Genomic DNA, 26,376 nt, shown 5'->3' on the forward strand with positions numbered 1-26,376 from the left:
TTCACTATTTTTTTGCTTGCGCTCTTTTCTCATAAAGAGCCAGTCCCAATACTATAAAAATTCCTACCAGAATAAAGAACATAGCGATATAAGTATCTAAATGTTCAAAATCGGGCAAGTAACGGTTGTAGTTATCTACAATTTTGTCACCGTGGCTATCTCTTAGAAAATCACCGCTTTTATTTACTTTGTATATTTTATCTTTCCACGGCCATACTACGCCTAACGATCCGGTAATAAAGCCGATAATAGTGGCAAAAGTATCTTTTTTATATTTTTTTAAAACATATCCTAAAAGATGGGAAAGGGATACCAGTCCTGCTAATGAGCCTGCAGCGAAGGTGATCATTACCTGTAAAAGGTGCATGCGAGCTTCATTTGAAACAAAGCTGAAGTCTAAGCTAATGATATCTGCTAGTGTATCATAAAGTGCGTTGACTGAATCGACCAGTAACAACACATAATTACCTAACAAAATAAGTATGAAGGAGCCAGATAACCCGGGAAGCGTCATTCCCGAAACGCCAATCATTCCGCAAAAAAACACGAACCATAAATTATCGTTTTGTTTTGCGGGTTCTAGCATACTAATAGCTATGCCAAAAAAAATTCCCAGCATAACGAATAATAGGCTTCGACGGCTCCATTCGTCAAAATCTTTACTGATGTAATAAATAGAACCGATAATCATTCCAAAAAATGCCGACCATACATAAAGTTCGTAATGAACAATGAGGTAATCTAATAATTTGGACACGCTAAAATAGCTAATGAGCATACCCAAAATAAGCAAAGCTAAAAACTTACCATTTATGTAATGATAAAAACTGCGGAATCTACCAGCAATTAAAAGCTTACCAGCTTTAAGATTAATCTTTTGAAGGGAATAAATAAACTCTTCGTAGAATCCTGCTACAAAAGCTACAACACCACCAGATACCCCGGGAACCTTGTTAGCGGCACCCATGGCCAATCCTTTTAAAATAAGGAAAATTTTATCTGTTAAGGTTCTAGTTTGTTGCATTAGCCTCTTCAGGTTTATTGCTATTGCCTGCTAAACTTTCCAAAAGAAAAATGAGTCCGAATCCTGCTAACATGAGGATCATTGAGAAAAGTAGTTGTGGATCCCCCTCAAAATTCCATGGCAGTACTGAAGTTTCACTTACGGGAATTTCTTTATCATTAAATCGGGCTACTTCCAGAACTTTTTTCCACGGCCATATCTTATTGAGAGATCCCGCTATAAAACCGGTTAATACAGCTAAGGTTAGACTAGTATAATTAGTAAATAACCATTTTAATATTTTAGAAAAGCTAAGCAAACCAAAAATGGCACCTACGCCAACTATTGCTAATGTTTTAATATCGAAGTTGTGTGCAGCATCGGTTACCGGGCGATACGCGCCTAGTAATACTAATATAAAGGCACCGGATATTCCTGGTAAAATCATGGCACAAACAGCGATTGCTCCAGCAATAAACATGAAAAAAGTGCTTTCTGAACTTCCCATAGGAGGTAGCGAAGTGACATATAGGGCTACCGCAGCACCAATGATAACGGCTAGCACGATTTTATAATTCCAATTAGGAATTTGCTTACCCACATACCAAATGCTAGCCAAAACAAGACCAAAGAAGAAGGACCAAATTAGTACAGGATGATTGTCTAATAAGTAATTAGCCAAACGCATTAAAGTAAAAACGCTAATTAAGATTCCCAGAAATAAAGAAACGATAAACCCACCATTAAGCTGATTCCACATCGCTTTAAAACCTTCGTTTTTCCAGGTTTTTAAAAGAGAAAGATCAACTCCGCTTATGGTAGAGATCAATTCTTCGTAAATCCCAGAGATAAAAGCGATGGTTCCACCAGAAACTCCGGGCACAACATCTGCGGCACCCATGGCCATACCTTTTAGTGTAACGCTTAAATATTCTTTAAAGCTTCTTTGCATGTACTAAAAATTAGATTTGGCCAAAGTTAGGAAATTACTATGAAGGCTTTTGGTAAGAATCTATTAATTGTTTAACGCTTTTGCGTTTAAAAATTTCTGGAAAAAGTTCTTCTATTATAATATAATATTCAGCGTCGGCCTTTAATCCATTTTCTAAATGTTTATAAGCCAACTCGGCATTATTCAGCATAAAATATAAACCGCTTAAACGATACTCAATCTCCGCAATTCCGGGATAGAATTCGTTTGCTTGTAAAAGGTTTTGCACAGCCGATTCCCATTCTCCCAGATTAATAAGAATATCACATCTTCTTATCCAGGTTTCAAGTTCATAATTTCCTAAATCTAAGCTTTTGCGATAACCTCTTTCAGCTTCTCTGTTCAGGTTTAATCGGTTATTGATTCTGGCATAGCGTTTCCAGTACAATACATTTTCTTCATCAATATTTATTGCCTTATTGATGTAATACAATGCTTTTTTAAAGTTCTTCTTCTTGATATAAAAATCGGTAATCGCAATCCATCCTTTATCTAAAAGAGGATCTTCGTGAACCGTTTTTTCGTAATTAACAATGGCAAGTTTATCATTACCAAGTTGTTCAAAACACTTTCCTATTCTCAGATAAGCGAAAGAAGTGGGGTCGTCTAGCTCGAGGGTTACATTATAACTCTCAATGGCTTCAGGATAGCGTTTAAGCTTTTCTAAAACTTTTCCCTTTTCTAAGTACGCACCTATAAAAAATTCATCACTTATAATGGCAAAATCAAAGGCTGCCAGTGCTTTTTTATAATCTTTTAAATCGAAATATTGTTTACCAACCTGATGCCAAGCTACCTCACAGTATGGATTTTTATCTAAATACATATTAAGGTATTCGATCGCTTCTTCGCTTTCTCCCAGAAAATCAAAACAATACATCACATTGTATAGTGCAGAATAGTCTTCTTCATCTGCTTCTAAACAATTCATGAAGTTAATCTTCGCATTTTGGAAATCTTCAAGGAACAAATATTCCATTCCAATCATAGAGTAGATTTCTGCCAAGTCTTCGGTAACTTCAAGAGCAAGTTCCAGCACTTTAATTGCTTGCTGATGCTCATCTCGCTTAGAAAAGATTTGCGCTTTCTGAATATAAACCTCCTCGTTATTCGCCTCTAAATCCTGAACTTCGGCTAAGAGCCCATCTGCTAAATCTAATTTATCTTCAAAAACCAGAATTTCAACTTTAAGAAGTTTTAAATTTATAGATGAAGGATGTTGAGAAAGTCCCAGTTTCACTGCTTTCTTCGCCAGATTAATTTTTCCGATTTCTAAATAATGATGAATTATATTTTCGAATTCGTTGGAATCGAAAAAAAGCACATCATTAGTCTTTAGCATCGATTCGAAACGTGAAAGTGAGAAATTGTTGTCTTCGTTATGACTTAACTGCATAAGCAAGTTGTTACGTGGTTCCTACATTACTAAAGTTAAAAAAGGATTTAACCCAGCGAGTATAGATGCTTCAATTGTTGTTAACAAAGTAATCAACAACTTAAGCTTTAGTTTCTATTTTATTTAGAGCTTCAATTATAATGCCACATCCTTCTTCAATTTCTTCCATAGAAATTGTGAGTGGCGGAGTGATTCTTACCGCTTTTTTCTCGAATAACAGCCAGAATAAAATAAGTCCTTTTTCTTTGCAATCTAGGATGATCTTATTGGCAATTTCTTCAGATTTTACAATGGCCGCGAGCATTAATCCCTTTCCTCTTATTTCTGAAATTAATGGATGAACTAATAATTCTCTAAAGCGTTTTTCTTTTTCTAATGTTGCTGCCATTAATTCAGTTTCCAGAATCGTTTTTAGCGTGGCATGACAGGCCGCTGCAATCAGTGGATTGCCACCAAATGTGGTAATATGCCCCATTTTTGGATTGTTTGAAAGTAAATCCATCAATTTTTCTGAAGCTACAAAAGCTCCTACCGGTAAACCACCGCCCATTCCCTTGCCAATTGCCATGATATCTGGAACGACGTCGTAATTTTGAAAGCCGAATAATTTTCCCGTCCTGCCAAAACCAGGCTGAATTTCATCCAAAATCAATAAGGCGCCAACTTCTTCGCAACGTGATTTTACTTTTTTTAGATATTGATCTTTTGGCTGAATAAATCCGCCGCCTCCCTGAATGGTTTCTAAAATAACTGCGGCTGTATTTTCTGTAATTTCGTTTAAATCTTGCTCATTATTGAATTCAATGAAGTCGATATCTCCAATTAAAGGTCTAAATGGTTTCTGGCGTTCTTCAAAATTCATTAAACTCAGCGATCCCATGGTGTTACCGTGGTAAGCGCTCTTGGCTGCAATTAATTGAGTTCTTCCTGTTGCTCTTCGTGCAAGTTTTAAAGAACCTTCGATAGCTTCGGTGCCAGAATTTACTAAATAAACTTTTTTTAATGGCTGCGGAAGATTATCGGCAAGTAATTTTGAGAATGCTACCGCAGGAGCTTGTGAATATTCGCCGTAAACCATTACGTGCAAATATTTATCGGCTTGTTCTTTTATCGCTTTAATAACCTCAGGATGGCAGTGCCCCAAACTTGTAGCGGAAACACCCGCGACAAAATCCAAATGTTTCTGTCCGTCTGAGGTGAAAATGTAAGAGCCTTCAGCTTTTACAACTTCTAATCCTAAAGGGTGTGGCGTAGTTTGTGCCTGATATTTTAAAAAGTCTTTATTCAATTTTAGTAGGCAATTTTTTTGTTTTTAAGCTATCTGCTTTTTTATCTTTTGATTCTTCAGTTTTGATTTGAACACCTTGAGGAATCAAAGTTTTAAGGGATGGAACAGAATCCTGTGCTCTATCTTTAAGATCCTCAGGTTTTAGTCTAGAGTTTTCATTGAGTAGCATATCGCCATCTTCACGTTCATCAAAAAAGTCTTCTGCCTGAGAAGGCAATGGTATCCCCTGAATTCTAACTAATTCTGGTAATTCTTTTCCTTTAAAAAGATCCTGCTTTTTCAATAGTCTTTCGTCGCCTCGCCAATTAAAACCTTGCAATTCTCTGGTATTTTGGGGAACTTTTTCTTCAGGTTTTAAAGTACCTTCTACAGTTTTATAATAATAAACATCTTGGATTTGCTGTTCTTTAAAAAAGACTTCAATACGGCTAGAAAGTGTTTTGTTAATACCAATAAGATCTTTGTTTTCTGATCGACTATAGTAAAGCGTTTCCGTGTTTTTATCGATATCTACACGATATAGTTCGTTATTTTCGAACAAACCAATTAATTCTTGCCCCTTAATTTGATTATAGCCTTCTATGCTATCTTTGTTAATTAGAAAAGCATTTTTAAAAACTTTAAGACTATCTAATTGCTCTGTTTCTTTATTGCTTAAAATTTCAATAGTATCTCCCGTCATCTGACTTAAGCCCGACCATAATACAGGATTTCTTTTTACACTAGTGGCGCTATTTTCTCCGGGATTGATATTAATAAGTCTGGTTAGTCCTTGTTTTTGATTTACATAAATAGAATCACTTTTACCACTCATGTCAGTTTTATATAAACGAACATCATAAAATCCTCGAATAATTCTATCCTCAGGTTTGCCGGTAACTAGTAAAGTGTCGCTGTGTATAAATACCGAATCCTGATCCTGAAGTGAGGCAGCAACTGGCCATTTGGTTATTATTACAGAATCTTTTTCTCTATAGACCTCGGCGTAATGACCGGTGACTTTGCTATTATTAGTCGTATCGATAACTTCGATATTATTTGTTGCTGAAGCAAAACTGGTATTCCTATCAAAATACAAGCTATCACCTAATACCGTTCGATTATCATAATCTATTTTTGAGTTCTTTACAAAGTATCCAGTGTCACCGCGGGTGTCGTAGAAGCCACGTTCGCAATATACGGTGCTTTCTTCACCCTCGATCGTAGAAGGCCCGTAGAGGTAAGCGTGACCACTATCAGAATAAAAATCAATATGATCTGAATTTACAATATAATCTGGATTTGTAATTTTAACATCTGATAAGAAAGTATATTTATCTTCTTCAAAATAATATCTTCCTATAGTACTGGTAAGAACACTTGCGGTATCGGTTACTTTTCCTCCACTGCGATAGTAAGCCTCTTGCTTTAAACGGTCAAAAAATAGAGTGTCTGTTTCTAAAGTAGTCTGCGGTCTCTTCATTTTTACTTGGCCACTGGCAAAAGCAAATTGAGTGTTGCCATTATATTCAGCATAATCACTATTCATATTAACGGTGTCTCCCTGTTTCATACGGACTTCACCGTATGCCTTAAAAAAGTTATCGCTTTCGTAGAAAACAGCATTGTTACACCATACTTCGATCCCCTGATGAGTGAAATGTACCTGATTGGTTACTTTGCTCATTACTAAGGCACCAGGGTATTTTTCTTCATCGCGATATTGCCTATCGTTTTCATAATCAATTTTACGGCCAGTTTCCTGAGCGTAGAATGGGATAAGGCTAAAAAGAAAAAATATTGTAAGAAGGAAATTTTTCAACATTAAAAATTTATGCAAAAATAGCGAAATTCATGAGATAGTTTTAAAAGACTTGGATTGATAATTACAAGGTTTGAAACTGATAATTTGATAATTTTCAACGCTAAACATTGCTAAATTATTTCTTAATGAGTAGTGAAATATTCTAAAAATTGGGAAAATTTAAGTTTTAACTTTTCAGTTTAATAAAATATTAACTCTTTTAGAAAAACCTTAAGCCAAACTCCTCCGTAAGTTTAGCATAACTAATAAAATTAAATTATGAAAAAACCAGTTGTAAAAGTGGATTTTCAGGACAATAAGGGACCTGGGAATTCGAGAAGAAGATTTATTAAGATGAGTGGTTTAGCCTTTGCGGGATCAACATTGTTATATGCATGTAGCGAAGATGATGATTTTAATCCTGGAGGAGAAATGGAGCCAGAACCTACACCAGATCCAGATCCAGAAGTTTTTGATTTAGGAAGTGGAGATTTAGGTATATTAAATTATGCATATGCCTTAGAACAACTTGAAGCTGCTTTTTATACTGCGGTAAGAACAGGAGATTATTATGCTGGTGCTCCAGATGAAGAAAAGGAATTATTTGATGATTTATATAATCATGAGGTAATACATCGTGAGTTTTTTAGAACTGCAATAGCAGCGGCAACTGCAGATTCTCCAGAAGCTATGTTACCAGATCTTGAGTTTGATTTAGAAGGAGCTAATATTGATATTAATAGTAGAGATAGTGTTCTTGCAACTGCTAAGTTGTTAGAAGATACAGGCGTAAGTGCTTATAATGGTGCCGGAGATCGTATTGCGGATTCTACATATTTAGTAATCGCAGGAAAGATTGTGTCTGTAGAGGCAAGACATGCATCAGCAATTAGATCACTAATTAATCCAGATTCTACAGATTTTGCTGGGGACGACGTAATTGATGAAAATGGATTAGATCCAGCTGCAGATCCTGCAGATATTTATTCTGCCGTAGTAGGCTTAGATGTGGTAGCAACGCCATTTACAGCAAATAATTTACCAGCACCACAGCAAGAATCGTAAACTACTAACTTAAAACGAAAAAATTATGAGTATTATAAAGATGTTAGATGAATTTTCATCTGAGAATTTAATGAATAAGAAGTCTTCTAGAAGGAACATGTTTGGAACTTTGAGTTCTTTTGGGAAAAAAGCTGCAATCGCAGCAGTACCTTTTGGTTTAGCAAGTACTAAAGCTGCCGCATTTCAGGATAGTGGAAACTCTGCTGTGGATGCATTGCAACTAGCTCTAACTTTGGAATATTTAGAGTCTGAATTTTATATGTTAGCTCTGGAATCTGGAGTTATTGAAGGAGGATCTCATGCAGAAAAAGTATATATGCAAATTTCGAAGCACGAAGATGCCCACGTAGATTTCTTAATTGCCGGATTAGAAGGAGCAGGAGCAGATCCAGTAGCAAAACCAACTTTCGATTTTACTGCGGATGGTGCATTCGATCCTTTTAATCCAGATTCTGAAGATGCATATGCGCAATTATTAGCTTTAGCTCAGGCTTTTGAAGATACAGGAGTTAGAGCATATAAAGGGCAGGCAGCTAATTTGATGGGGACAGCATTTTTGGAGCCAGCACTTCAAATTCATTCTGTAGAAGCGAAACATGCTTCAGAAATTAGAAGAATTAGAGGTCTTAAAGGCTGGATTACTGGTAGTGAAAGAGGAGCAGGAATGCCAGCGGCAACTCAAGACGTTTATGATGGTGAAGAGGTAACTTCACAAGCAGGGATTGACCTTGTAGGCTATGATTATGGAGACTCACCACTTGTGGGAGATAAGGCAGCGGCAGTAAGCCAAGCTTTTGATGAGCCAATGACCGGTGAAACTGCTACAGCGATTGCAAGTTTATTTATAGTAGCACCTCAAGAAGAAAATTAAAGAATCTTAGAAGCTATAAAAAAAAGGCTGTTTTATAACAGCCTTTTTTTATATCCAAAAATCGATAATTTCGATTACTTATTTTCTTTGTATAGTCTGTGTTCTATCAGGTCCTACTGAAACTACAGAAATTGGAACATTTAGTTCTTTTTCTAAGAAGTCAACATAATCGTTAAATTCTTTTGGAAGTTGCGACGCTTCCGTCATTCCTGTTAAATCGGCTTCCCAACCTTTTAGTTCAGTATATATAGGAGAAATATTTTGCTCTTCTATGTTATAAGGAAGATGTTTAATTTCTTCTCCACGATAATTATAAGCAGTACATACTTTTAAAGTTTCAAATCCGCTTAAAACATCACCTTTCATCATAATAAGTTGGGTGATCCCGTTTACTTGTACCGCATATTTTAATGCAACAAGATCTAACCATCCACAACGCCTTCTTCTACCGGTAGTTGCTCCAAATTCGTTACCTACACGTCCCATTGTTTCACCGTCTTCATCAAAAAGTTCAGTTGGGAATGGTCCACTTCCAACACGAGTAGTGTATGCCTTAAAAATACCGAATGCTTCGCCTATTTGTCTTGGAGATACTCCAAGTCCTGTACAGGCACCCGCAGCAGTAGTATTAGATGAAGTTACGTAAGGATAAGTTCCAAAATCGATATCTAAAAGAGAACCTTGAGCACCTTCGGCAAGAACAGTTTTACCTTCAGCCTGTGCTTGTTGTAAAAATTCTTCGCTATCGATAAACTGAAGTGATTTTAATGTTTTGATAGCCTCAAAGAATTCTTTTTCTAATTCAGCAAGATCAAATTGCACATCGGCATCATAAAAATCAATCATTTTTACATGCTTATCTACAAGTGCTTGATAACGATCTTTAAAATCATCTAATTCTAAATCACCAACACGTATACCATTTCTTCCGGTTTTATCCATGTAAGTTGGACCAATACCTTTTAAAGTAGAACCAATCTTGGCTTTACCTTTGGAAGCTTCAGAAGCTGCATCTAGTAAACGGTGGGTTGGTAAAATAAGATGGGCTTTTCTGGAAATTACTAATTTAGATTTGTAATCTACATTATGTTTAGCCAGGTTGTCCAGTTCTTTTTTAAAAATTACAGGATCAATTACCACTCCGTTACCAACAAGGTTGATGGTATTGTCGTGAAAAATTCCTGATGGGATAGTATGTAAAACATGTTTTTGCCCGTCGAATTCTAAAGTGTGCCCAGCATTTGGCCCACCTTGAAAGCGTGCAATAATATCATATTTAGAGGTGAAAACGTCAACAATTTTTCCCTTGCCTTCGTCGCCCCATTGAAGCCCGAGTAGTAAATCTACCGCCATGAAAATTATACTTAATTGGTTGTTTTTTTATTGCCGTAAAAATATAAAGAATGTTTGTTTATTTCTATATCAAACACTTCTTCTATTGTTTGCTTAATAGATTGGATGCGAGGATCGCAAAATTCGATCACCTCACCGGTATCGGTAAGAATAATATGATCGTGTTGTCTATCAAAATAAGATTTTTCGTATTGTGCCTGGTTTTGCCCAAATTGATGTTTACGCACCAAGCCACATCCTAGTAAAAGTTCGATTGTGTTGTATAGTGTAGCTCTACTAACACGATATTTTTTATTTTTCATTTTGATATATAAAGATTCAATATCAAAATGCTCATCACTATCGTAGATTTCTTGCAGAATGGCAAAACGTTCTGGGGTTTTTCTATGCCCTTTTTCCTCCAAATACTTGGTGAATACGTTTTTAACTACTGCCTGATCGTTTTTATTTACAACTTTTTTACTCATAATTTTTTGCTGCCGCACAAAGGTATGCGATTATTCACGGGTAACCTTATCTATCCCGTTAATTTTTTTCAGTCGGTCTATAATTTTGATTAATGTAGCATTGTTCTTAACAACTACTGTGATACGACCGTTAAAAATCCCATCATCACTTTCAAAATTAATATTCTTCATATTAACATGCATGTTACTGGAGATTTCCCTGGTCACATCGCTTACTAAACCAATATTATCTATACCGTTAAGTTTAATTACCGCTTTAAAATCTTGTTGTGAGGAATCTACCCATTTAGCCTGAATTATGCGATAAGCATAATTGCTTTGTAGCTGAATAGCATTTGGGCAATCCATTTTGTGCACCTTAATCCCTTCATTTACCGTTACAAAACCAAAAACATCATCACCCGGTATAGGATTACAACAATTCGCCAGTTTATATTCTAATTCATCTTCTTCTTTTCCAAATACAAGCTGATCGTAATTAGCGGTAATTTCATCTTTATTAAGGTCTTGATTAACTTCAGGTTTCTTACTTATTTTCCTTTTTATGTAACTTACTAAAGCATTGCTTCGGGAAGAGGCAAATTCTTTAAGTGACTGGTTGTCGATTTTTCCAATACCTACACGATAAAATAAATCCAAGCTTGTTTTAAGATGAAAATGAGCAACAAGTTCGTTTACTGTATTTTCATTAAACGGTATTTTTTGAGCTTTTAATTTTCTCGTTAAAATCGCTTTTCCATCTTCGGCAATAACCTTTTTTTCATCCTTTAAGGAAGATTTTATTTTCGCTCTGGCTCTGGCCGTAGTGGCGTAGTCTAACCAGTTTACATTAGGTTTTGCGTTTTCTGAAGTAATTATTTCTACCTGATCACCACTTTTTAAAACGTGGCTTAATGGTACAAGTTTATTATTAACTCTTGCTCCTCGAGTATGAGTACCAACCTCGGTATGGATGCTAAAAGCAAAGTCTAAAGGGGTTGAGCCTTTAGGTAAAGATTTTAAATCTCCCTGTGGTGTAAAGACAAAAATTTCTTTAGAATAAAGATTTAATTTGAATTGCTCTACAAAATCTACCGCATTAACGGTTTGATTTTCCAATACTTCCTGAAGGCGGTTTAACCACTCTTCAATTCCCTGTTCTTCTTTTTCGTCTGCATTCTTATATTTATAATGTGCAGCATAGCCTTTTTCAGCAATTTCATGCATACGTTCACTACGAATCTGCACCTCTACCCAGCGTCCTTTTGGACCCATTACTGTAATATGCAAAGCTTCGTAACCGGTAGATTTTGGTGACGAAATCCAATCTCTTAAGCGGGTAGGGTTGGGGCGAAAATGATCTGTAACTACCGAATATATTTTCCAAGCTAAAAACTTCTCATTTTCTTTATCACTTCTATAAATAATTCGGATCGCAAATTTGTCGTAAACTTCATCAAAACTGATGTTTTGTTTGCTCATTTTACGACGGATGGAAAAGATAGATTTTGGTCTTCCCTTAATATCATAATCCATATTTTCCTTATCTAAGGAATCTTGTATTACTCTGGTAAATTCATTAATATATGCGTCCTGCTCTTCCTTACTTTCCTTTATTTTTGTGAAAATGTCTTGATAAACTTCAGGTTCTGTGTATTTTAAACCTAGATCTTCAAGTTCTGTTTTTACATTATAAAGTCCGATTCTATGTGCAAGTGGTGCATAAATATATAAGGTTTCAGAAGCAATTTTAATTTGCTTATCCCTGCGCATTGCATCCATCGTCTGCATATTGTGCAAGCGGTCTGCAATTTTGATGATAATTACACGAATATCATCATTAAGGGTAAGCAGCATTTTCCTAAAATTCTCTGCCTGTAGCGATACGTCTTTATCCTTCTTAAGACTGGAAATTTTAGTTAAGCCGTCTACAATTTTAGCTACCGTTTCGCCAAACATTCTTTCCAGATCGTCTAATGTGTACGAGGTATCTTCTACAACATCGTGCAATAGGGCAGCGGCAATAGAGGTGGCATCCAACCCAATTTCTGAAGCTACAATTTTAGCTACACTTATAGGGTGAAAAATATAAGCTTCACCAGATTTTCTACGCTGATCTTTATGTGCATCTACAGCCGTATCAAACGCTGCCCGTATAAGTTTTTTGTCCTCGTCGGTAAGCGTTTGGTAGCTTATTCTCAGCAATTCTTTATACTGCTGAGCAATTTCTTTATTCTCTTTTTCTATAAATGCCTCTGTCATAAAATAAAAATACGTAAACAATAATCAATTAGCAATAAACAGTAATCAATTAAAATTAACTAAAATATCAAATATTGATTTTCAGCATTTAACTCAGCCTTTTTCTCAATTATTTCAAGCTTATTAAATTTTTCAAATTCTCTAATCTCTTTTCTCTTGGCAACCAAAACTAATTCATCAAATTTTTGTAGCGTTGTAAAAGACTAGGATGTGAATAATGCCAAAACACATAAGTTCTATGCGGAGTTAAATTGCTTAAACTATTTTTACTGAGTTTCTTTAAACTGCTAATAAGATTTTCTGAATTATAAGTATGCTTTGCGTAATTATCGGCTTGATATTCAAATTTTCTGGAAATCAGATTCATTAAAAGTCCGGTGATTTCTGAAATTGGACTGTATAAAATTCCGAAGGCGATTAATCCAATATGAAAACTTGGTGTTTCTACGCCTAAAGCTTGTGATAAAAGTGGATTATCAACAAACAAACTTAGTAGCCAAAGCGTGAAACCAGTGGTTAAAACCGAAGCAATTAAATTAAAAATGATATGTTTCTTTTTATAGTGACCAACTTCATGCGCCAATACCGCAACAATTTCTTCTTCTTCTAAATCGTTTACTAAAGTGTCAAAAAGCGTAATTCGTTTCTCACTTCCAAAACCAGAAAAATAGGCGTTAGCTTTAGTGCTTCGCTTAGAGCCATCGATAATAAAAATATTATCTAATTTAAAACCTACACTTTTAGCGTAGTTTTCAATTTTGGTTCTTAACGATCCATCTTCAAGCGGACTTTGCTTATTGAATAAAGGCACAACAAGTTTGGCATAAAACATATTCAGAAATATGGAAAATACAGCTATCAAAATCCAGGCGTACCACCAAAAATCTGAACCTGAAAATTGATAAAACCAAACAATAACTGCTAAAATTCCGCCACCTAGAATTGCCATTAAAAGCCAACCTTTAATTTTATCTACAAAAAATGTCGATTTTGAAGTTTTATTAAAGCCATATTTTTCTTCGATTACAAAAGTAGAGTAGTAGGAGAACGGCGTGATAAGTATATCGCTCCCAATCATAATAATTCCGAAGAAAATAAGCGCAATTAGGATTTCATTATTAGAAAATGCACGAGCAATATTATCTACATATTCAAAGCCATCCCAAAAAAGAAAGCCTAAAGTTAGGATTAACGAAAATCCTGAAGTCAATATTCCGAATTTATAGCGCTCTTTTTTATAACGCTGCGATTTTTCGTATTCTTCCTTGTCGTAAACATCAGCTAATTCTGGCGGAATTGAATCGTTAAAATGCTTTGCATTTAAGGTATCCAGGATCTTATCAAAAATAAAATCGGCTAAAATTATAGCGACAATAATGTAAAATAAAGTTTCAGGATTCAAATTGAGAATTTTAAAAATTGAAAAGCAAATTAAATGCCGAATCTACAAAAATGATCGTTGTCTTTTAGCCTCGAAAATAAGAATTCCCGCAGCCACTGAAACATTCATGCTATCGATCGCGCCACTCATTGGGATAATGATGTTTTGCTTTGCCGCATCGCGCCATTCTTGGTTTAGTCCGGTTGCTTCAGTGCCAACGACAATGGCAGAAGCTTGGGTGAAATCCATTTTAGTATAAATTTCTGAAGCCTGCAATGCCGCCGCGTAAATAGCGATATTTTTTTTCTGAAGAAAATCGATAATTTCAGCTGTAGTTCCCGTAGCTATAGTGTTAGTGAACACGCAACCAACGCTAGATCTTATGATATTAGGATTGTAAAGATCGGTTTTTGGATTAGCGATTAATACTGCATCGATATTCGCAGCATCGGCAGTCCTTAGAATAGCACCTATATTTCCAGGTTTTTCTGGAGCTTCAGCAACTAAAATAAGCGGATTATTTTTGCTGAAATTAAGTGTTTTTAGACTGTTTTCTTTTGAAGCAAATACTGCAATTAAACCTTCTGTACTAGAGCGGTAAGCTAATTTTTCATAAACTTCAGTAGAAATTTCTATAATCTTGGCATTAGAATTCTCGAAATTCGGTATAGATTTAAATTCATTTTCAGAAAAGAAATCGGGACAAAAATAGACTTCCAAAAGGTTAAAATCTCCCTGAATGGCGAGTCCGGTTTCCCGTAAACCTTCAACCACAAATTTCCCTTCCTTTCTACGATTTCTGGATTTTTCCTGAAGCTGTATAAGGTTTTTAATTCTTTTATTTTGAGTGCTCGAAATTTCTGTATTCATAATGCGAAAATACTAAAAAAAGCTGCCCTTTTTGAAGGCAGCTTTTTAGTTTAATTCTCGAAATTAGAAAGTTTATTTACTAGCTTCCTGTCTTTCGTATTTTTGCATATATCGTTTCCAAAGCTTTGTTTGGCGTGTTTCCAGGCTAATTTTTCTACCCTGAATAAAAGCATCGGTAAGCTTATTTGTTCTCATATCTAAAGCATCACCTTCACTTATAAAAAGTGTCGCGTCTTTACCTTCTTCTAAAGTTCCTGCAAAACCGTCTATTCCTAATATTTTTGCAGTATTGCTGGTAATTAGCTTTAGCGCTTCTTCTTTATCTAAACCAAAAGCTACGGCTGTACCAGCGTAGAAAGGTAGGTTTCTAGAATTCATACGTTCCATATCACCGCTACCTTCTATGCCTACAAGCACACCTTTTTTAGTTAGTTCGGCTGCCAGTTTATAAGGTAAATCATAATCGTCACCATCTTGATTTGGCAGACTGTGTGGTCTTCCGGTTAATACCGGGATGTTATTTTCTTTTAGCTCTTCTGCAATATTTAGTGCATCATAGGCACCAACGATTACAAGATTATCAAGTCCTTCATCTTTTTTAAAAGCGATAACATCCAACATTTCCTTTTCACCATTTACATGTACATACATATTTTTATCGCCGGTAAAAACAGTTTCCATAGCTAAATAAGGAAGATTGTTTTCTTTCTGGTCACCGGCTAGGTACGCTTTAGCTTCAGCAAAAAAACTTTTTAATTTGTTAATATCGTCTTGATATTCTTTGCTAGGTTTCACTCCGGGATCTTCACCCATCCACCAGCGACCACGACGAACAGTGTTAGGCCAGTTAATATGCAAACCATCATCTGTCTTTATTGCAGCATCTTCCCAATTCCAGGCATCAAATTGTACAATTGATGATGTTCCCGAAATAAATCCTCCTCTAGGCGCAATTTGTCCCATAAGAACTCCATTAGGACGCATGGTTTCGGTTACCTGACTTTCTGCGTTGTAAGCAATCAAACTTCGAATATGCGGCAACATTTCTCCAATTTCGTCTTCATCGTCTGTAGCTTTAACTGCATCAATTTCAACTAAACCCAAACTTGCATTTGGTGCTATGAAACCTGGGTATACATGTTTTCCTTCAGCATTAATAATCATGCCTTTTGCTTGGGAAGCTGCCGTAGATGCATCGCCAATTTTAGTTATTTTTCCATCTTCAAAAATGATCAAACTTTTTTCAATCACTTTTCCATTTCCAATATGAGCTGTAGCGCCTACTATGCTAACTGCTTCAGATTGCTTTTTGGCGGGCATTTGTTGCGCATTTAATCCTAAGACAGAAATAAATGCTAGTATAAATGTTATATTAAATAATTTCATTTTCTGAATTTTTTATTGGATTGTTCCCATAGTGTCACAATGCGCTTCAACTTTATCTTTCTTAACAACTGGCTGTGTTTTCATGCCATTGTTTTTCGCCTGAAGCATTTGCGTAATTAATTCACTTTTTTGTTTCTGAATTTCTTTACGCATTTCCTTATCACGCTCAATATCAAAATACACCACACCTTGAATCATTGTTTTTTCAGGTTTAGCGTAAACAGAAAGCGGGTGATTATTCCAAAGCACCAAATCGGCATCTTTTCCTTCTTTAATACTTCCAATCTGGTCATCTAAATGAAGCAGTTTTGCAGGATTAAGTGTTACAAATTTCCAGGCTTCTTCTTCAGAAACTCCGCCATACTTCATGGTCTTTGCAGCTTCCTGATTTAAACGACGGCTCATTTCAGCATCATCACTATTTATAGCGACAGTTACGCCCTGGCTATGCATAATAGCAGCATTATAAGGAATAGCGTCTTCAACTTCATATTTGTAAGCCCACCAATCTGAGAACGTTGATCCCCCAATATTACGCTCGGCCATTTTATCGGCAAGCTTGTAACCCTCAAGAATATGTGTAAAGGTGTTTATTCTAAAATCCATACTGTCGGCTACGCTTATTAGCATATTTATTTCGCTTTGCACATAAGAGTGGCAAGAAATAAAACGCTCATCTCTTAGAATTTCAGCAAGGGTTTCCATTTCCAAATCTTTTCGGTAAGAATCTGGATTTTTAGCTTTGTTATCCATGTAATCTTTAGCGCGACCAAAGTAATCTTTGTAAACTTGTTCAACTCCCATTCTGGTTACTGGAAATCTGTTTCCGCTTCCCCAATTCGATTGTTTTACATTTTCTCCTAAGGCAAATTTTATAAACTTTGGCGAGTTATCGAAAATCATTTCTTCTGCAGAAGCGCCCCATTTCAGTCGTAAAATGGCTGAACGACCACCAATAGGGTTTGCAGAGCCATGGAGAAGTTGTACCGTTGTTACACCACCGGCCAAATCACGATAAATTGCAATATCTGAAGGATCGATCACATCTTCCATACTTACTTCGGCAGAAGAATTATGTCCTCCTTCGTTAATTGAAGAAGCTGCGATATGGGAGTGCTCGTCTACAATGCCTGAAGTTAGATGTTTTCCTGTAGCATCGATAACCGTAGCGCCACCGGCTTTTAAATCTTTTCCTACTTCAGCAATTTTGCCTTTTTTTACAAGAACATCGGCATTTTCCATAATTCCCTGTTCTTCATTGGTCCAAACAGTCGCATTTTTGAAAAGGATTTTTTCTGCTTCTGGCATCTGCGCAAAACCATATGCTTGATTTGGAAAACTTACGGGTAAAACTTCTGGGTTTTCAGTATCTTTTTCTTTTTTCTTTTTCTCGCTTTCTTCTTCTTTAGCTGCTTGCTTTGTAGCTGTAAACGAAGTTGTGTCTCCGTTAGCCAGAACTGCCTTTCCTTTAATATTTTCTGAATTAGAATCTACTTTTGCAGTTAATCTAATAAATTCAGTTTTTGTAGTATCTGGTGAAGATATTAATACATTCATCCAGTTATCTTCAAAACTAAGTTTACTGCCCAGCTTCAAATTATTAGTCTCTATTGTGGCATTTGGCTTATCTGAAGAACCGCTTATGCTAAGGATATATTCTTTTCCGTCTAAATCCAATTCATACTTTCCGGTAATATCTGTAGTATTCATTGTGTTGATGACTGTCTTTTCTCCCTGAATCCAATTTTCGAAGATTTTGGAATCTTTTTCAAAAAAGTCACCAGAAGTAATAATAAAGTTAGCTAATGCGCCTTCTTTAATCTCACCTAATTTGCCAGATTGTCCAATAACTTTAGCAGGAGTAGTAGTAAGCGCAGCTAATGCATCTTCCTTGGGAAGTCCATATTCTATAGCTTTAAGGAGATTTTCTTTAAATTCTTTTGCTGGATCTAAACCTTTGGTTGTGATGGTAAATGGTACTTTAGCATCGGCTAGCATTTTTAAGTTGGCCGGTGCTTGGTTCCAGCGTTTCATATCTGCAAGGCTTACATATTCTGCCATGTTTAGATCTTCTACATCGTATGCTGCCGGAAAAGTTAAAGGAACCAAATAAGTTGCACCTGTTTGCTTTATTTCCTCTAATTTCTCGTACTCATAACCGCTACCAAGAATGACAAACTGAACTCCGAATTCATCACCAACCTTATCGGCTCTTAATTCGTTTAAAAGATTGTCTGTAGCGAATATTTGCGTCAGATTTTTATTTCTGTTTAAAGCTTCGAGAGCTAGATCTTTATTATTAGCTTGTCCATTGGCGTACCATTCAGCATCATAATAAGCTTGTCTGATTAATGCCATTACGCCCATAACTGAAGATGGGTAAGATTGATTGGATTTTACACTTTTTTCAAAAGAAAAATACTGTGCAGAGCGATCCTCGAGAATACGGTCACCTTCAGTTCCTTTTGGATTTAAAGCAACAAGAATACCATTACCTCGAATTATTCCGTCTGGGATATGTGTGTTCACAACACCAAAACCGCCGTTATGATATTTTGTAGCTTCTTTGGCATCGTAGCTAAAACTTTTAGCAGCATTTTGTTCAGGTCTAATATGGTCGTTCCAATAATAACCTTCTCTTGTTGGTTCGTATTGTCCTGATCGACGACCAGATTCTCCTTTAGGTTTTTCAATTCCAAATTCACTATAAAGATCTATAAAAGATGCATAAACATCTTTTCCTTTTAAATCGATAACCACACTATTTTTAGGAGTATTGATCGATTTGCCTACAGCGGTGATTTTTCCGTTTTGGATAGCAAACATTCCGTTTTTGATAGTAGAGGTGGGGTCTACATGAATATTTGCATTTTTAAAAACAGTGTAGTTGGTATTGGTAGTTTTGACTCCCGAATTTGTGGGGAAATATTCTTGGGCAAATAGACTTGTAAAGCCCAAAAACAGGAAACATAGTAGAAATTTGTATTTCATAAATGTTAGGGGTTTGGTTAAAATTTAGGTTGATTTTTTAAAAAGCAGAAAATTAAGAAAAAATAAACAAACCCTTAACTTATTAGAAAGCATTTTCTACATTGTCATAATAATTTACAAGTAAAGCCACTACATAACTATAGCTTCTTAAGCCGTCTTGTTGATTATTCACAATTAGAAAACGATTGTAAAATGCTTGGAATAATGGTTCTAAAGGATTTTCATGTTCCAGCCAAAAATTTTCTACTTCCTGGTAATTTTTTAAAATTCCTGGATTCAATAATTTTATCATTTCTTCACAGCGTTCTTGATCTCTTCTAAAAAGTTCAGCAAGACAATAGCGCAATGCAAAGGTAAAACCACAATATCTAAAGTATGTATCTGGATGATTTATGGTGACCAAACAGGCAATAAAATTGGCTTCGTTTTCTTTAGCGAATCCTAGTTGGTGACCAATTTCGTGGCTGGCGGTGGTTGGTATTTTAAAGGGAACAATGGTTGTATTTACCTGAGATTCACCGGTAAATGGGTTTAAGTACCCATTAAAACCCATATAAGTTAAAGGTAGGCTGAATATAGAGCGCTTTAAGCTTCTTCCGGTGTAGGAAAGTTCAGGAAAATCATTTTCAATATGATCATAGCCTTCAACGGTTATATCAAAAATTTCAGCTTTAGAATAAGGAATATCAACTTTCGCGGAGTCATCTTCGGTAATTTCAAGATGAATTTTATTCGATTCTTCAATCAATTTTTCAGTAAGAAGAACTAATTCTTCCGTAGAATATTCATTATCGATATCTAAAGATGCGTGCAGCGGAAGTCGATAATAATTGAATCCCCAAAACAAATGGAAACAAAAATAAATAATAGAAAGTGTGGCTAATGCCTCTGTAATCCATCTTTTAGGTTTTTGGAAGCGCGTTTGTATTCGTTTTATCAACCATCTGATAAGAAATATGACTAAAATAGCATATACCAGGTCTCCAAAAGAAAAAGGAAGTATTCCCAACGACCATCTAATAATTTTGGATAGAAATGGATAAATTACGCGACTATACCAACTTTCTACAAAAAGTTCGTGACCTTTTAAAAGATTGATTATTATAATCTGAAAAGGCAATAAGATGGCGAGTAGTATTTGAGGCTTATTTTTCACACTCCCAAAAATAGGATTTTAATTGTAAAATTTTAATCTCATAAATAGGATATTATCTATTGCCGGTATATGCTATGCGGAATTATGATTCTTAGTCAAGATTATAGAATTTTGAAATAACTATTTTTCAGCATAAAATAGCTAAAAATGGCTTTTGAGAATAGCTTATTTATTTTTCCCTTCAAATTAAGATAGAATTATAGTTCTTCTCTTTAATTCTCAATTAAATAGCGTTAATTTTGAAAATACATCAAAAAATAGAACAATGAATGATGAGATAAGGGATTTACAACCCAAAGCGCTATGGAGTAATTTTGCAGATTTAAATGCAGTTCCAAGAGCTTCAAAAAAAGAAGAAAAGGTAATAGAATTTATTAAAGATTTCGGCGAAAATTTAGGCTTAGAAACGCTGGTCGATGAAACCGGAAATGTAGTGATTCGTAAAGCTGCTACTCAAGGTTTTGAAGATCGCAAGATGGTGGTGTTACAGTCTCATTTAGATATGGTGCATCAAAAAAATAATGATACAAATTTTGATTTTGATACGCAGGGAATCAAAATGCATGTTGATGGTGATTGGGTAAAGGCCGATGGTACAACCCTAGGAGCTGATAATGGTTTGGGTGTAGCTACGATCATGGCTATTTTGGAAAGTGAAGATATAGCCCATCCAGCTATTGAAGCACTTTTTACTATAGACGAAGAAACCGGAATGACAGGTGCTAAAGGTTTATCACCAGAGTTGCTGAAAGGAGATATTTTACTGAACCTGGATACTGAAGAGGATAATGAAATTGGTATAGGATGTGCCGGAGGGGTAGATATTACTGCCTTGCGTGAATATGAACAAGAAAACAATCCAGAAAACTCTGTAGGATATAAAATAGTTGTTAAAGGATTGCAAGGTGGTCATTCTGGTATGGATATCATAAAAGGTTTGGCCAATGCCAATAAATTAATGGCAAGGTTGTTATATACTGCTTATCGTGATTTTGGACTAAGAATTTCTAAATTACAAGGTGGTGGTTTAAGAAATGCAATTCCTCGGGAAAGTGAAGCTCTTGTAGTGGTCGATAAAGAAGATACTAACGTGTTTGTACAACAAATGTTAGTATGGATTGGAGAAATTAAAAAAGAATATGCCAGTCTTGAACCTAATATGGATATTAGTATTTCTGAAGCTGAGGTTAGCGGTGATGTAATGAAGGTGGAAGGTCAAATGGAAATTATTAAAGCTGTAGCTTCCGCACATAATGGTGTTTATAGAATGAGTCCTGATATTGAAGGTTTAGTTGAAGCCTCTAACAATATCGCCAATGTTGTTGTAGCTAATGGGAAAGCGAAAGTAAAATGTCTTACAAGATCTTCTGTAGAATCTGTGAAAAGCGATCTGGCTCATAGTCTTCAGGCCAGTTTTGAATTAGCAAAATTCAAGGTGAAGCAATCTGGTGAATATCCAGGTTGGGCACCAAACTCTGATTCTGCCATTCTTAAAGTTTTAGATGAAATATATCAAAAGCAGAACGGTGAGAAAGCCGATATTGCTGCTTGCCATGCAGGATTAGAGTGCGGAATTATTGGTAATCATTATCCGGAGATGGATATGATCTCTTTTGGACCAACCATTAGAGGAGCGCACTCACCAGATGAAAGAGCAAGTATTTCTTCGACTCAAAAATTCTGGGATTTTACCTTAGAAGTTTTAAAGAATATTCCGAAGAAATAAATAGTTTAGATCTCTTCCTGAACAAATTCATAGCAACGATATCCAAATTTGTTCAGGAGGTTTTCCCAAACTTTATTTAGATTAGTATTTTTATTATCATAAGCAACATATTTTTTTATAATCATTCCTTCTCTAGGCTGTGCTTTAAAAGAATATTTAGATTTGATTTGAGCCATGGTGTCTTTGGTTTTGACACTTCCGATAATTTCAAATTTCACTTCATAACTTTCATATATACCAAGAAACTTATTGTCCTTATAGGTATATACATTTTCATTTTTTACAAACTCTTTAAAAATTAACGAATCTATAGATATGTGGTGTTCAGAATTTAGAGGTTTTAATTTGAAATTTCGATCCTTCAGTTTTCGCTTTAATTCGTTTTTCAAGTTTATCTTAATCTTTTCTTTATCGGATTGAAATAATTCTGCTAAAAAATAAGACTCATCATTATAGGATTCAATGATTTCTGGATCAAAATCTAAGCTTACTTCCTGTGGTGAATCGAAGGCTCTATTTTTCCAACGAAACTCATTACTTACATTGTGAACATTAAGTAGATTGCAAGATATTAGTAAAAATACAGCACTCGGTATCAGTAGCTTTTTCATTGGTAAGTATTTCGATAAGCTTAAAATTATTAAATAATATTTTAAAACAAAAAAATCCTGCCAATTGGCAGGATTTTTTGTTTTATCAGTTGAATTATTAGTCTTTAATCTCAACTAGTTCTACAACAAAAATTAGATCGGTGTTAGGTTCAATTGGTCGTTTACCGCGCTCACCGTAAGCAAGATGACTAGGAATGTACAATATTGCTTTATCGCCAACTTTCATTTCCATAATGCCTTCTTTAAATCCTGCAATCATTGGGGAATCTGGGCCATACTTAAGGCTTAAAGGCGCGTAACCACCCTGCATACTTCGCATTTCGTTGAAAATATCAAACTTTTTTGCTATATCTTCTTTGCTAGTGTCAAAAATACCACCATCCAAAAAGTAACCTTCATAATCTACACCTACTTGTTGTCCTATTTTAGGTTTTGGACCGTTCCCTTCTTTCAAAATATAAATTCCTAAGCCACTTTCTAGTGTTTTAGCTTCATCGCGATATTTATCGAACATCGCTTTATTTTCCTTTTTAGTTTCTTCAAGTTTTCTTGCTTCTTCTTCTTCAGCTTTTTTTATTTTTTCAAGCTCTTCTTTAAAAACTTCAGGTGCATCAAACTTTCTGGCAGCTTTTCCTTTTCTTATAATTTCAACAGTATTAATAGTGACATCTTTTACCGGGCGGTCTCTTGGATCTGTCTCTACTTTTCCTATTGCATCTACTACATCTTGCCCTTTAACTACCTTCCCGAAAACAGTATGTCTTCCATCTAAATTTGGAGTAGGTACAAGCGTAATAAAAAACTGGCTGCCATTAGTTCCTGGGCCAGCGTTGGCCATAGAAAGTATTCCTTTAGAATCGTGGCTTAAGCTATCGATAGTTTCGTCTGGAAAACGATAACCCGGGCCGCCACGTCCTGTGCCGGTAGGATCGCCTCCCTGAATCATAAAACCATCAATAATTCTATGGAAAATAAGTCCGTCGTAAAAGTTTTTATCTTTGTAGGTACTATCTACCATCGTGCTATTTCCTTCGGCTAGAGAAACAAAACTAGCAACTGTAATTGGAGTTTGGTCATAATATAATTCGGCTACAATTGGCCCCATTGAGGTGTCGAATTTGGCATACATACCATCTTCTAAATCTGGGTAATCTTCCTTACAGGCTGTAAAAACCAGTACAATAGCGCTTAAAAATAAAAGGCTAAATTTCTTCATTTTAATAATTTTAATTTTAGAGGTAAATGTAATTAAGATTTTTAATTTATAGAGTCTTGATCTATAATAGAATGTAATGTTACAGTAGTTTTAATAGGTATATTGGTGCCTATTTTATTTTTATCGCCATAGTATCCAAAAGCTTTGTAAGACGGGAATAAAAAGGTGACCGTTTCGCCTGCTTTCATTAATTTGATACCATCTCTTAAGCCACTAAATAATTTTTCCTGATCTACTGCGTACTCCTTGGTAGGTTTTTCTCCTTTTTCATAAATCATCTGGTTATCCAGCGTACTTATGTAATAATCAAAATTCACTACGTCCCCAAATTCAGGTCGAATAGAGGAAACGGAATCCATTACCTTTTCATTATAAAAATACCAGAATCCGCTGGTGCTTGCGATATAGTTTTTGGTGCTATCTTGAGCGATTATTTTTTTAATTTTAGATTCTTCTTCTGCCAACAATTTTTTGTTGTACGCAACAGATTCGTTTATATAGCTCCCTGAATTCTGACTCACAGGATAACGTGCTTCTGGAGATTTACAGGAAATCACTGCGGAAATAATTAAAAAAATAAAGAATAATTTTTTCATGCCTGAAGTTGTTCTTTATAATCTGGAAGCAAACTATTAAATTTAACGATGGTGTCATTCATATTTTCGTCGCTTCTGCCGCCGGCCGCGTTGTTATGTCCACCACCATTAAAATGAGTTCTGGCAAATGTATTTACCGAAAAATCACCTTTAGATCTGAATGATATTTTAATAATTCCTTCCTGCTTATTTTCTATAAAAATAGCTGCAAAAATAATTCCATCTAAAGATAAACCGTAATTTACAAAGCCTTCTGTATCACCTTTTCTAAAATTATTGGCATCTAACTCTTCTTGGCTCATGGTGATATAGGCCGTTCTGTACTGTCGGTTAACTTTTAAATTATTAAGTGCGACACCTAATAATTGCAGGCGGCTTTCAGAATTTGTATCAAATACATCTTGATGAATATCACTGTTTTTTGCGCCCTTATCAATAAGATCGGCTATTACGCGATGAGTGATTGCACTGGTACTGCTAAATCTAAAAGATCCTGTATCTGTCATAATACCGGTGTACAAACAACTGGCAATCTGTGGAGTAATCTTATTTTTAGCGCGCAATTTATCTATAAAATGATAGACCATCTCGCAGGTAGAACTCATTTTAGGATCACTATAGGTATAATCGGCATATTCTGCTGGTTCCTGGTGGTGATCGATCATTATAAAAGTTGCCTTACTGGCCTCTAATGCTTGTTGCATATCACCACAACGGGAAAGGTCATTAAAATCCAACGTGAAAATAATTTCAGCGTCCTCGATAATGCTGTTGGCATCAGCTGTATTTTCTTCGTAGATTATAACCTCATCATTGCCCGGTAACCATTTTAAAAAATTTGGATACTCGTTAGGAGCGATAACTTTAGCATTATGCCCCTTTTCTTTTAAGAAATGCATTAAAGCCAGGGTGCTTCCCATAGCATCACCATCGGGTCCTTTGTGCGGAACAATAACTATATTATTAGCTCTGGACAACTCCGCCGTAATCTCTAAAATATTTTGTTCTATCATAAGAATTGTAAATATACAATTTAATCCTCTTTAAGAATTTTCATTCTTCCTGTTCCAATTGCAATACTCTTTTTTGCTATACAATTTAAGTATGAAGCTTTTTGCAAGTGAAAGAACAAAAATGCTTAAAATTTTGCGATTTTCAATTGATTAATTGTATCGAAGGAAAATCACCCGTTTGTTTTCAGTATCAATTCATATAATTTGAACAGTTCAATTTTTTATCGATTTCAAAATTTTTGAAAGAGGAATTTTTGTGATTTTCAATTTATTGATTGATGGTTGCTTCGTCGATTACTAACTCTTACATTATAATTAATTGATTTTTTACTGAAAATCAGTTATTTGTTTGTTGATGGTTGAATGCTGAAATTTCATTTTCAACAAAATTTCAACTCTAATTTTAGAAAGTTGATATAAAGTTTTAATAACCTTGTATTTGCAGGAGAATTGGTTACTTTTGCTGAAAATTTAAATAAAAGAAAATGGCAGGAAACAGAACTTTCACCATGCTTAAGCCTGATGCTGTAGAAAAAGGGCATATTGGTGCAATTTTAGATCAGATCAATGCTTCAGGTTTTAGAATCGTAGCCATGAAGTTAACGCAAATGACGAAAGCAGATGCAGAGACTTTTTACGCGGTTCATAAAGAACGTCCGTTCTTTGGAGAATTGGTAGAATTTATGACAAGAGGACCAATAGTTGCTGCAATCCTAGAAAAAGAAAATGCAGTAGAAGATTTTAGAACTTTAATTGGTGCTACAAATCCTGAGGATGCTGCTGAAGGAACTATTAGAAAAAAATATGCTTCTTCTGTAGGAGAAAATGCAGTTCACGGTAGTGATAGCGACGAGAACGCTGCTATCGAGGGGTCTTTTCATTTTGCAGGAAGAGAAATGTTCTAAGAACTTTTTGACTATACATAAAAAAAGCTATCCAATTTGGATAGCTTTTTTTATGTTTCTTTTTGAA

21 protein-coding genes are annotated in these 26,376 nt (G+C 35.3%); 4 read left to right on the top strand and 17 right to left on the bottom strand.

Going from position 1 to position 26,376, the window contains the following annotated elements:
• Positions 1-4 precede the first annotated feature (4 nt).
• The 5 genes from PBT89_RS05860 to PBT89_RS05880 all read right to left on the bottom strand — a co-directional run bounded on the left by PBT89_RS05860 (position 5) and on the right by PBT89_RS05880 (position 6,482).
• Positions 5-1,024 (bottom strand): DUF368 domain-containing protein, encoded by a 1,020-nt coding sequence (locus PBT89_RS05860; RefSeq protein WP_270058650.1) that lies wholly within the window; start codon positions 1,022-1,024, stop codon positions 5-7.
• On the bottom strand, positions 1,011-1,955 hold the full coding sequence (locus PBT89_RS05865; protein ID WP_270063822.1) for a DUF368 domain-containing protein: 945 nt from the start codon (positions 1,953-1,955) through the stop codon (positions 1,011-1,013). Before PBT89_RS05865 ends, PBT89_RS05860 begins: the two co-directional genes overlap by 14 nt.
• Positions 1,956-1,992: 37 nt before the next feature.
• Complete coding sequence (locus PBT89_RS05870; RefSeq protein ID WP_270063823.1) at positions 1,993-3,390, bottom strand: tetratricopeptide repeat protein; 1,398 nt, start codon at positions 3,388-3,390, stop codon at positions 1,993-1,995.
• Between the two features lie 100 nt (positions 3,391-3,490).
• The gene (locus tag PBT89_RS05875) at positions 3,491-4,678 is read right to left on the bottom strand and encodes an aspartate aminotransferase family protein (protein ID WP_270063824.1); all 1,188 of its coding nucleotides are present in this window, start codon (positions 4,676-4,678) and stop codon (positions 3,491-3,493) included.
• Positions 4,671-6,482 carry an OstA-like protein gene (locus PBT89_RS05880; protein WP_270063825.1) on the bottom strand — a complete coding sequence of 604 codons (1,812 nt, stop codon included), beginning with the start codon at positions 6,480-6,482 and terminating at the stop codon, positions 4,671-4,673. Before PBT89_RS05880 ends, PBT89_RS05875 begins: the two co-directional genes overlap by 8 nt.
• A gap of 258 nt (positions 6,483-6,740) precedes the next feature.
• Here PBT89_RS05880 and PBT89_RS05885 point away from each other — a divergent pair, with 258 nt between their 5' ends.
• Positions 6,741-7,526 carry a ferritin-like domain-containing protein gene (locus tag PBT89_RS05885; protein WP_270063826.1) on the top strand — a complete coding sequence of 262 codons (786 nt, stop codon included), beginning with the start codon at positions 6,741-6,743 and terminating at the stop codon, positions 7,524-7,526.
• A gap of 25 nt (positions 7,527-7,551) precedes the next feature.
• Complete coding sequence (locus PBT89_RS05890; protein ID WP_270063827.1) at positions 7,552-8,397, top strand: ferritin-like domain-containing protein; 846 nt, start codon at positions 7,552-7,554, stop codon at positions 8,395-8,397.
• A gap of 78 nt (positions 8,398-8,475) precedes the next feature.
• On the opposite strand, the gene PBT89_RS05895 is transcribed toward PBT89_RS05890, so the two are convergent.
• The 8 genes from PBT89_RS05895 to PBT89_RS05930 form a co-directional block, all read right to left on the bottom strand.
• Positions 8,476-9,750 (bottom strand): adenylosuccinate synthase, encoded by a 1,275-nt coding sequence (locus PBT89_RS05895; protein WP_270063828.1) that lies wholly within the window; start codon positions 9,748-9,750, stop codon positions 8,476-8,478.
• A gap of 11 nt (positions 9,751-9,761) precedes the next feature.
• On the bottom strand, positions 9,762-10,217 hold the full coding sequence (locus PBT89_RS05900; RefSeq protein ID WP_270058642.1) for a Fur family transcriptional regulator: 456 nt from the start codon (positions 10,215-10,217) through the stop codon (positions 9,762-9,764).
• A 30-nt stretch (positions 10,218-10,247) separates the two neighbouring features.
• Positions 10,248-12,458, bottom strand: a complete 2,211-nt coding sequence (locus PBT89_RS05905; protein ID WP_270063829.1) for a RelA/SpoT family protein — start codon at positions 12,456-12,458, stop codon at positions 10,248-10,250.
• 169 nt (positions 12,459-12,627) lie between these two features.
• Positions 12,628-13,860 (bottom strand): M48 family metallopeptidase, encoded by a 1,233-nt coding sequence (locus PBT89_RS05910; RefSeq protein WP_270063830.1) that lies wholly within the window; start codon positions 13,858-13,860, stop codon positions 12,628-12,630.
• Positions 13,861-13,902: 42 nt separating this feature from the next.
• Positions 13,903-14,709 carry a TrmH family RNA methyltransferase gene (locus PBT89_RS05915; RefSeq protein ID WP_270063831.1) on the bottom strand — a complete coding sequence of 269 codons (807 nt, stop codon included), beginning with the start codon at positions 14,707-14,709 and terminating at the stop codon, positions 13,903-13,905.
• A 72-nt stretch (positions 14,710-14,781) separates the two neighbouring features.
• Positions 14,782-16,095: an amidohydrolase family protein gene (locus PBT89_RS05920; RefSeq protein ID WP_270063832.1), complete on the bottom strand. Its 1,314-nt coding sequence runs from the start codon at positions 16,093-16,095 to the stop codon at positions 14,782-14,784.
• A gap of 12 nt (positions 16,096-16,107) precedes the next feature.
• A complete protein-coding gene (locus tag PBT89_RS05925) occupies positions 16,108-19,086 on the bottom strand; it encodes an amidohydrolase family protein (RefSeq protein ID WP_270063833.1) in 2,979 nt (992 codons plus the stop codon).
• Between the two features lie 82 nt (positions 19,087-19,168).
• Positions 19,169-20,242: a DUF3810 domain-containing protein gene (locus tag PBT89_RS05930; protein ID WP_270063834.1), complete on the bottom strand. Its 1,074-nt coding sequence runs from the start codon at positions 20,240-20,242 to the stop codon at positions 19,169-19,171.
• Between the two features lie 265 nt (positions 20,243-20,507).
• Between PBT89_RS05930 and PBT89_RS05935 the strand changes: the two genes are divergently transcribed.
• On the top strand, positions 20,508-21,968 hold the full coding sequence (locus tag PBT89_RS05935) for an aminoacyl-histidine dipeptidase (RefSeq protein ID WP_270063835.1): 1,461 nt from the start codon (positions 20,508-20,510) through the stop codon (positions 21,966-21,968).
• Positions 21,969-21,973: 5 nt separating this feature from the next.
• On the opposite strand, the gene PBT89_RS05940 is transcribed toward PBT89_RS05935, so the two are convergent.
• The 4 genes from PBT89_RS05940 to PBT89_RS05955 form a co-directional block, all read right to left on the bottom strand.
• Positions 21,974-22,579 carry a hypothetical protein gene (locus PBT89_RS05940; RefSeq protein WP_270063836.1) on the bottom strand — a complete coding sequence of 202 codons (606 nt, stop codon included), beginning with the start codon at positions 22,577-22,579 and terminating at the stop codon, positions 21,974-21,976.
• 97 nt (positions 22,580-22,676) lie between these two features.
• Positions 22,677-23,795, bottom strand: a complete 1,119-nt coding sequence (locus tag PBT89_RS05945; protein ID WP_270063837.1) for a peptidylprolyl isomerase — start codon at positions 23,793-23,795, stop codon at positions 22,677-22,679.
• A gap of 41 nt (positions 23,796-23,836) precedes the next feature.
• Complete coding sequence (gldI, locus tag PBT89_RS05950) at positions 23,837-24,391, bottom strand: gliding motility-associated peptidyl-prolyl isomerase GldI (protein ID WP_270063838.1); 555 nt, start codon at positions 24,389-24,391, stop codon at positions 23,837-23,839.
• A complete protein-coding gene (locus PBT89_RS05955; protein ID WP_270063839.1) occupies positions 24,388-25,404 on the bottom strand; it encodes a DHH family phosphoesterase in 1,017 nt (338 codons plus the stop codon). Before PBT89_RS05955 ends, gldI begins: the two co-directional genes overlap by 4 nt.
• Positions 25,405-25,889: 485 nt before the next feature.
• Here PBT89_RS05955 and PBT89_RS05960 point away from each other — a divergent pair, with 485 nt between their 5' ends.
• Entirely contained in the window at positions 25,890-26,309 is a 420-nt protein-coding gene (locus PBT89_RS05960; protein WP_270058631.1) for a nucleoside-diphosphate kinase, read from the top strand.
• Positions 26,310-26,376 lie beyond the last annotated feature (67 nt).

It is taken from the genome of Zunongwangia sp. HRR-M8 (genome assembly GCF_027594405.1).
In the GTDB taxonomy this organism is placed as follows: Bacteria; Bacteroidota; Bacteroidia; order Flavobacteriales; family Flavobacteriaceae; genus Zunongwangia.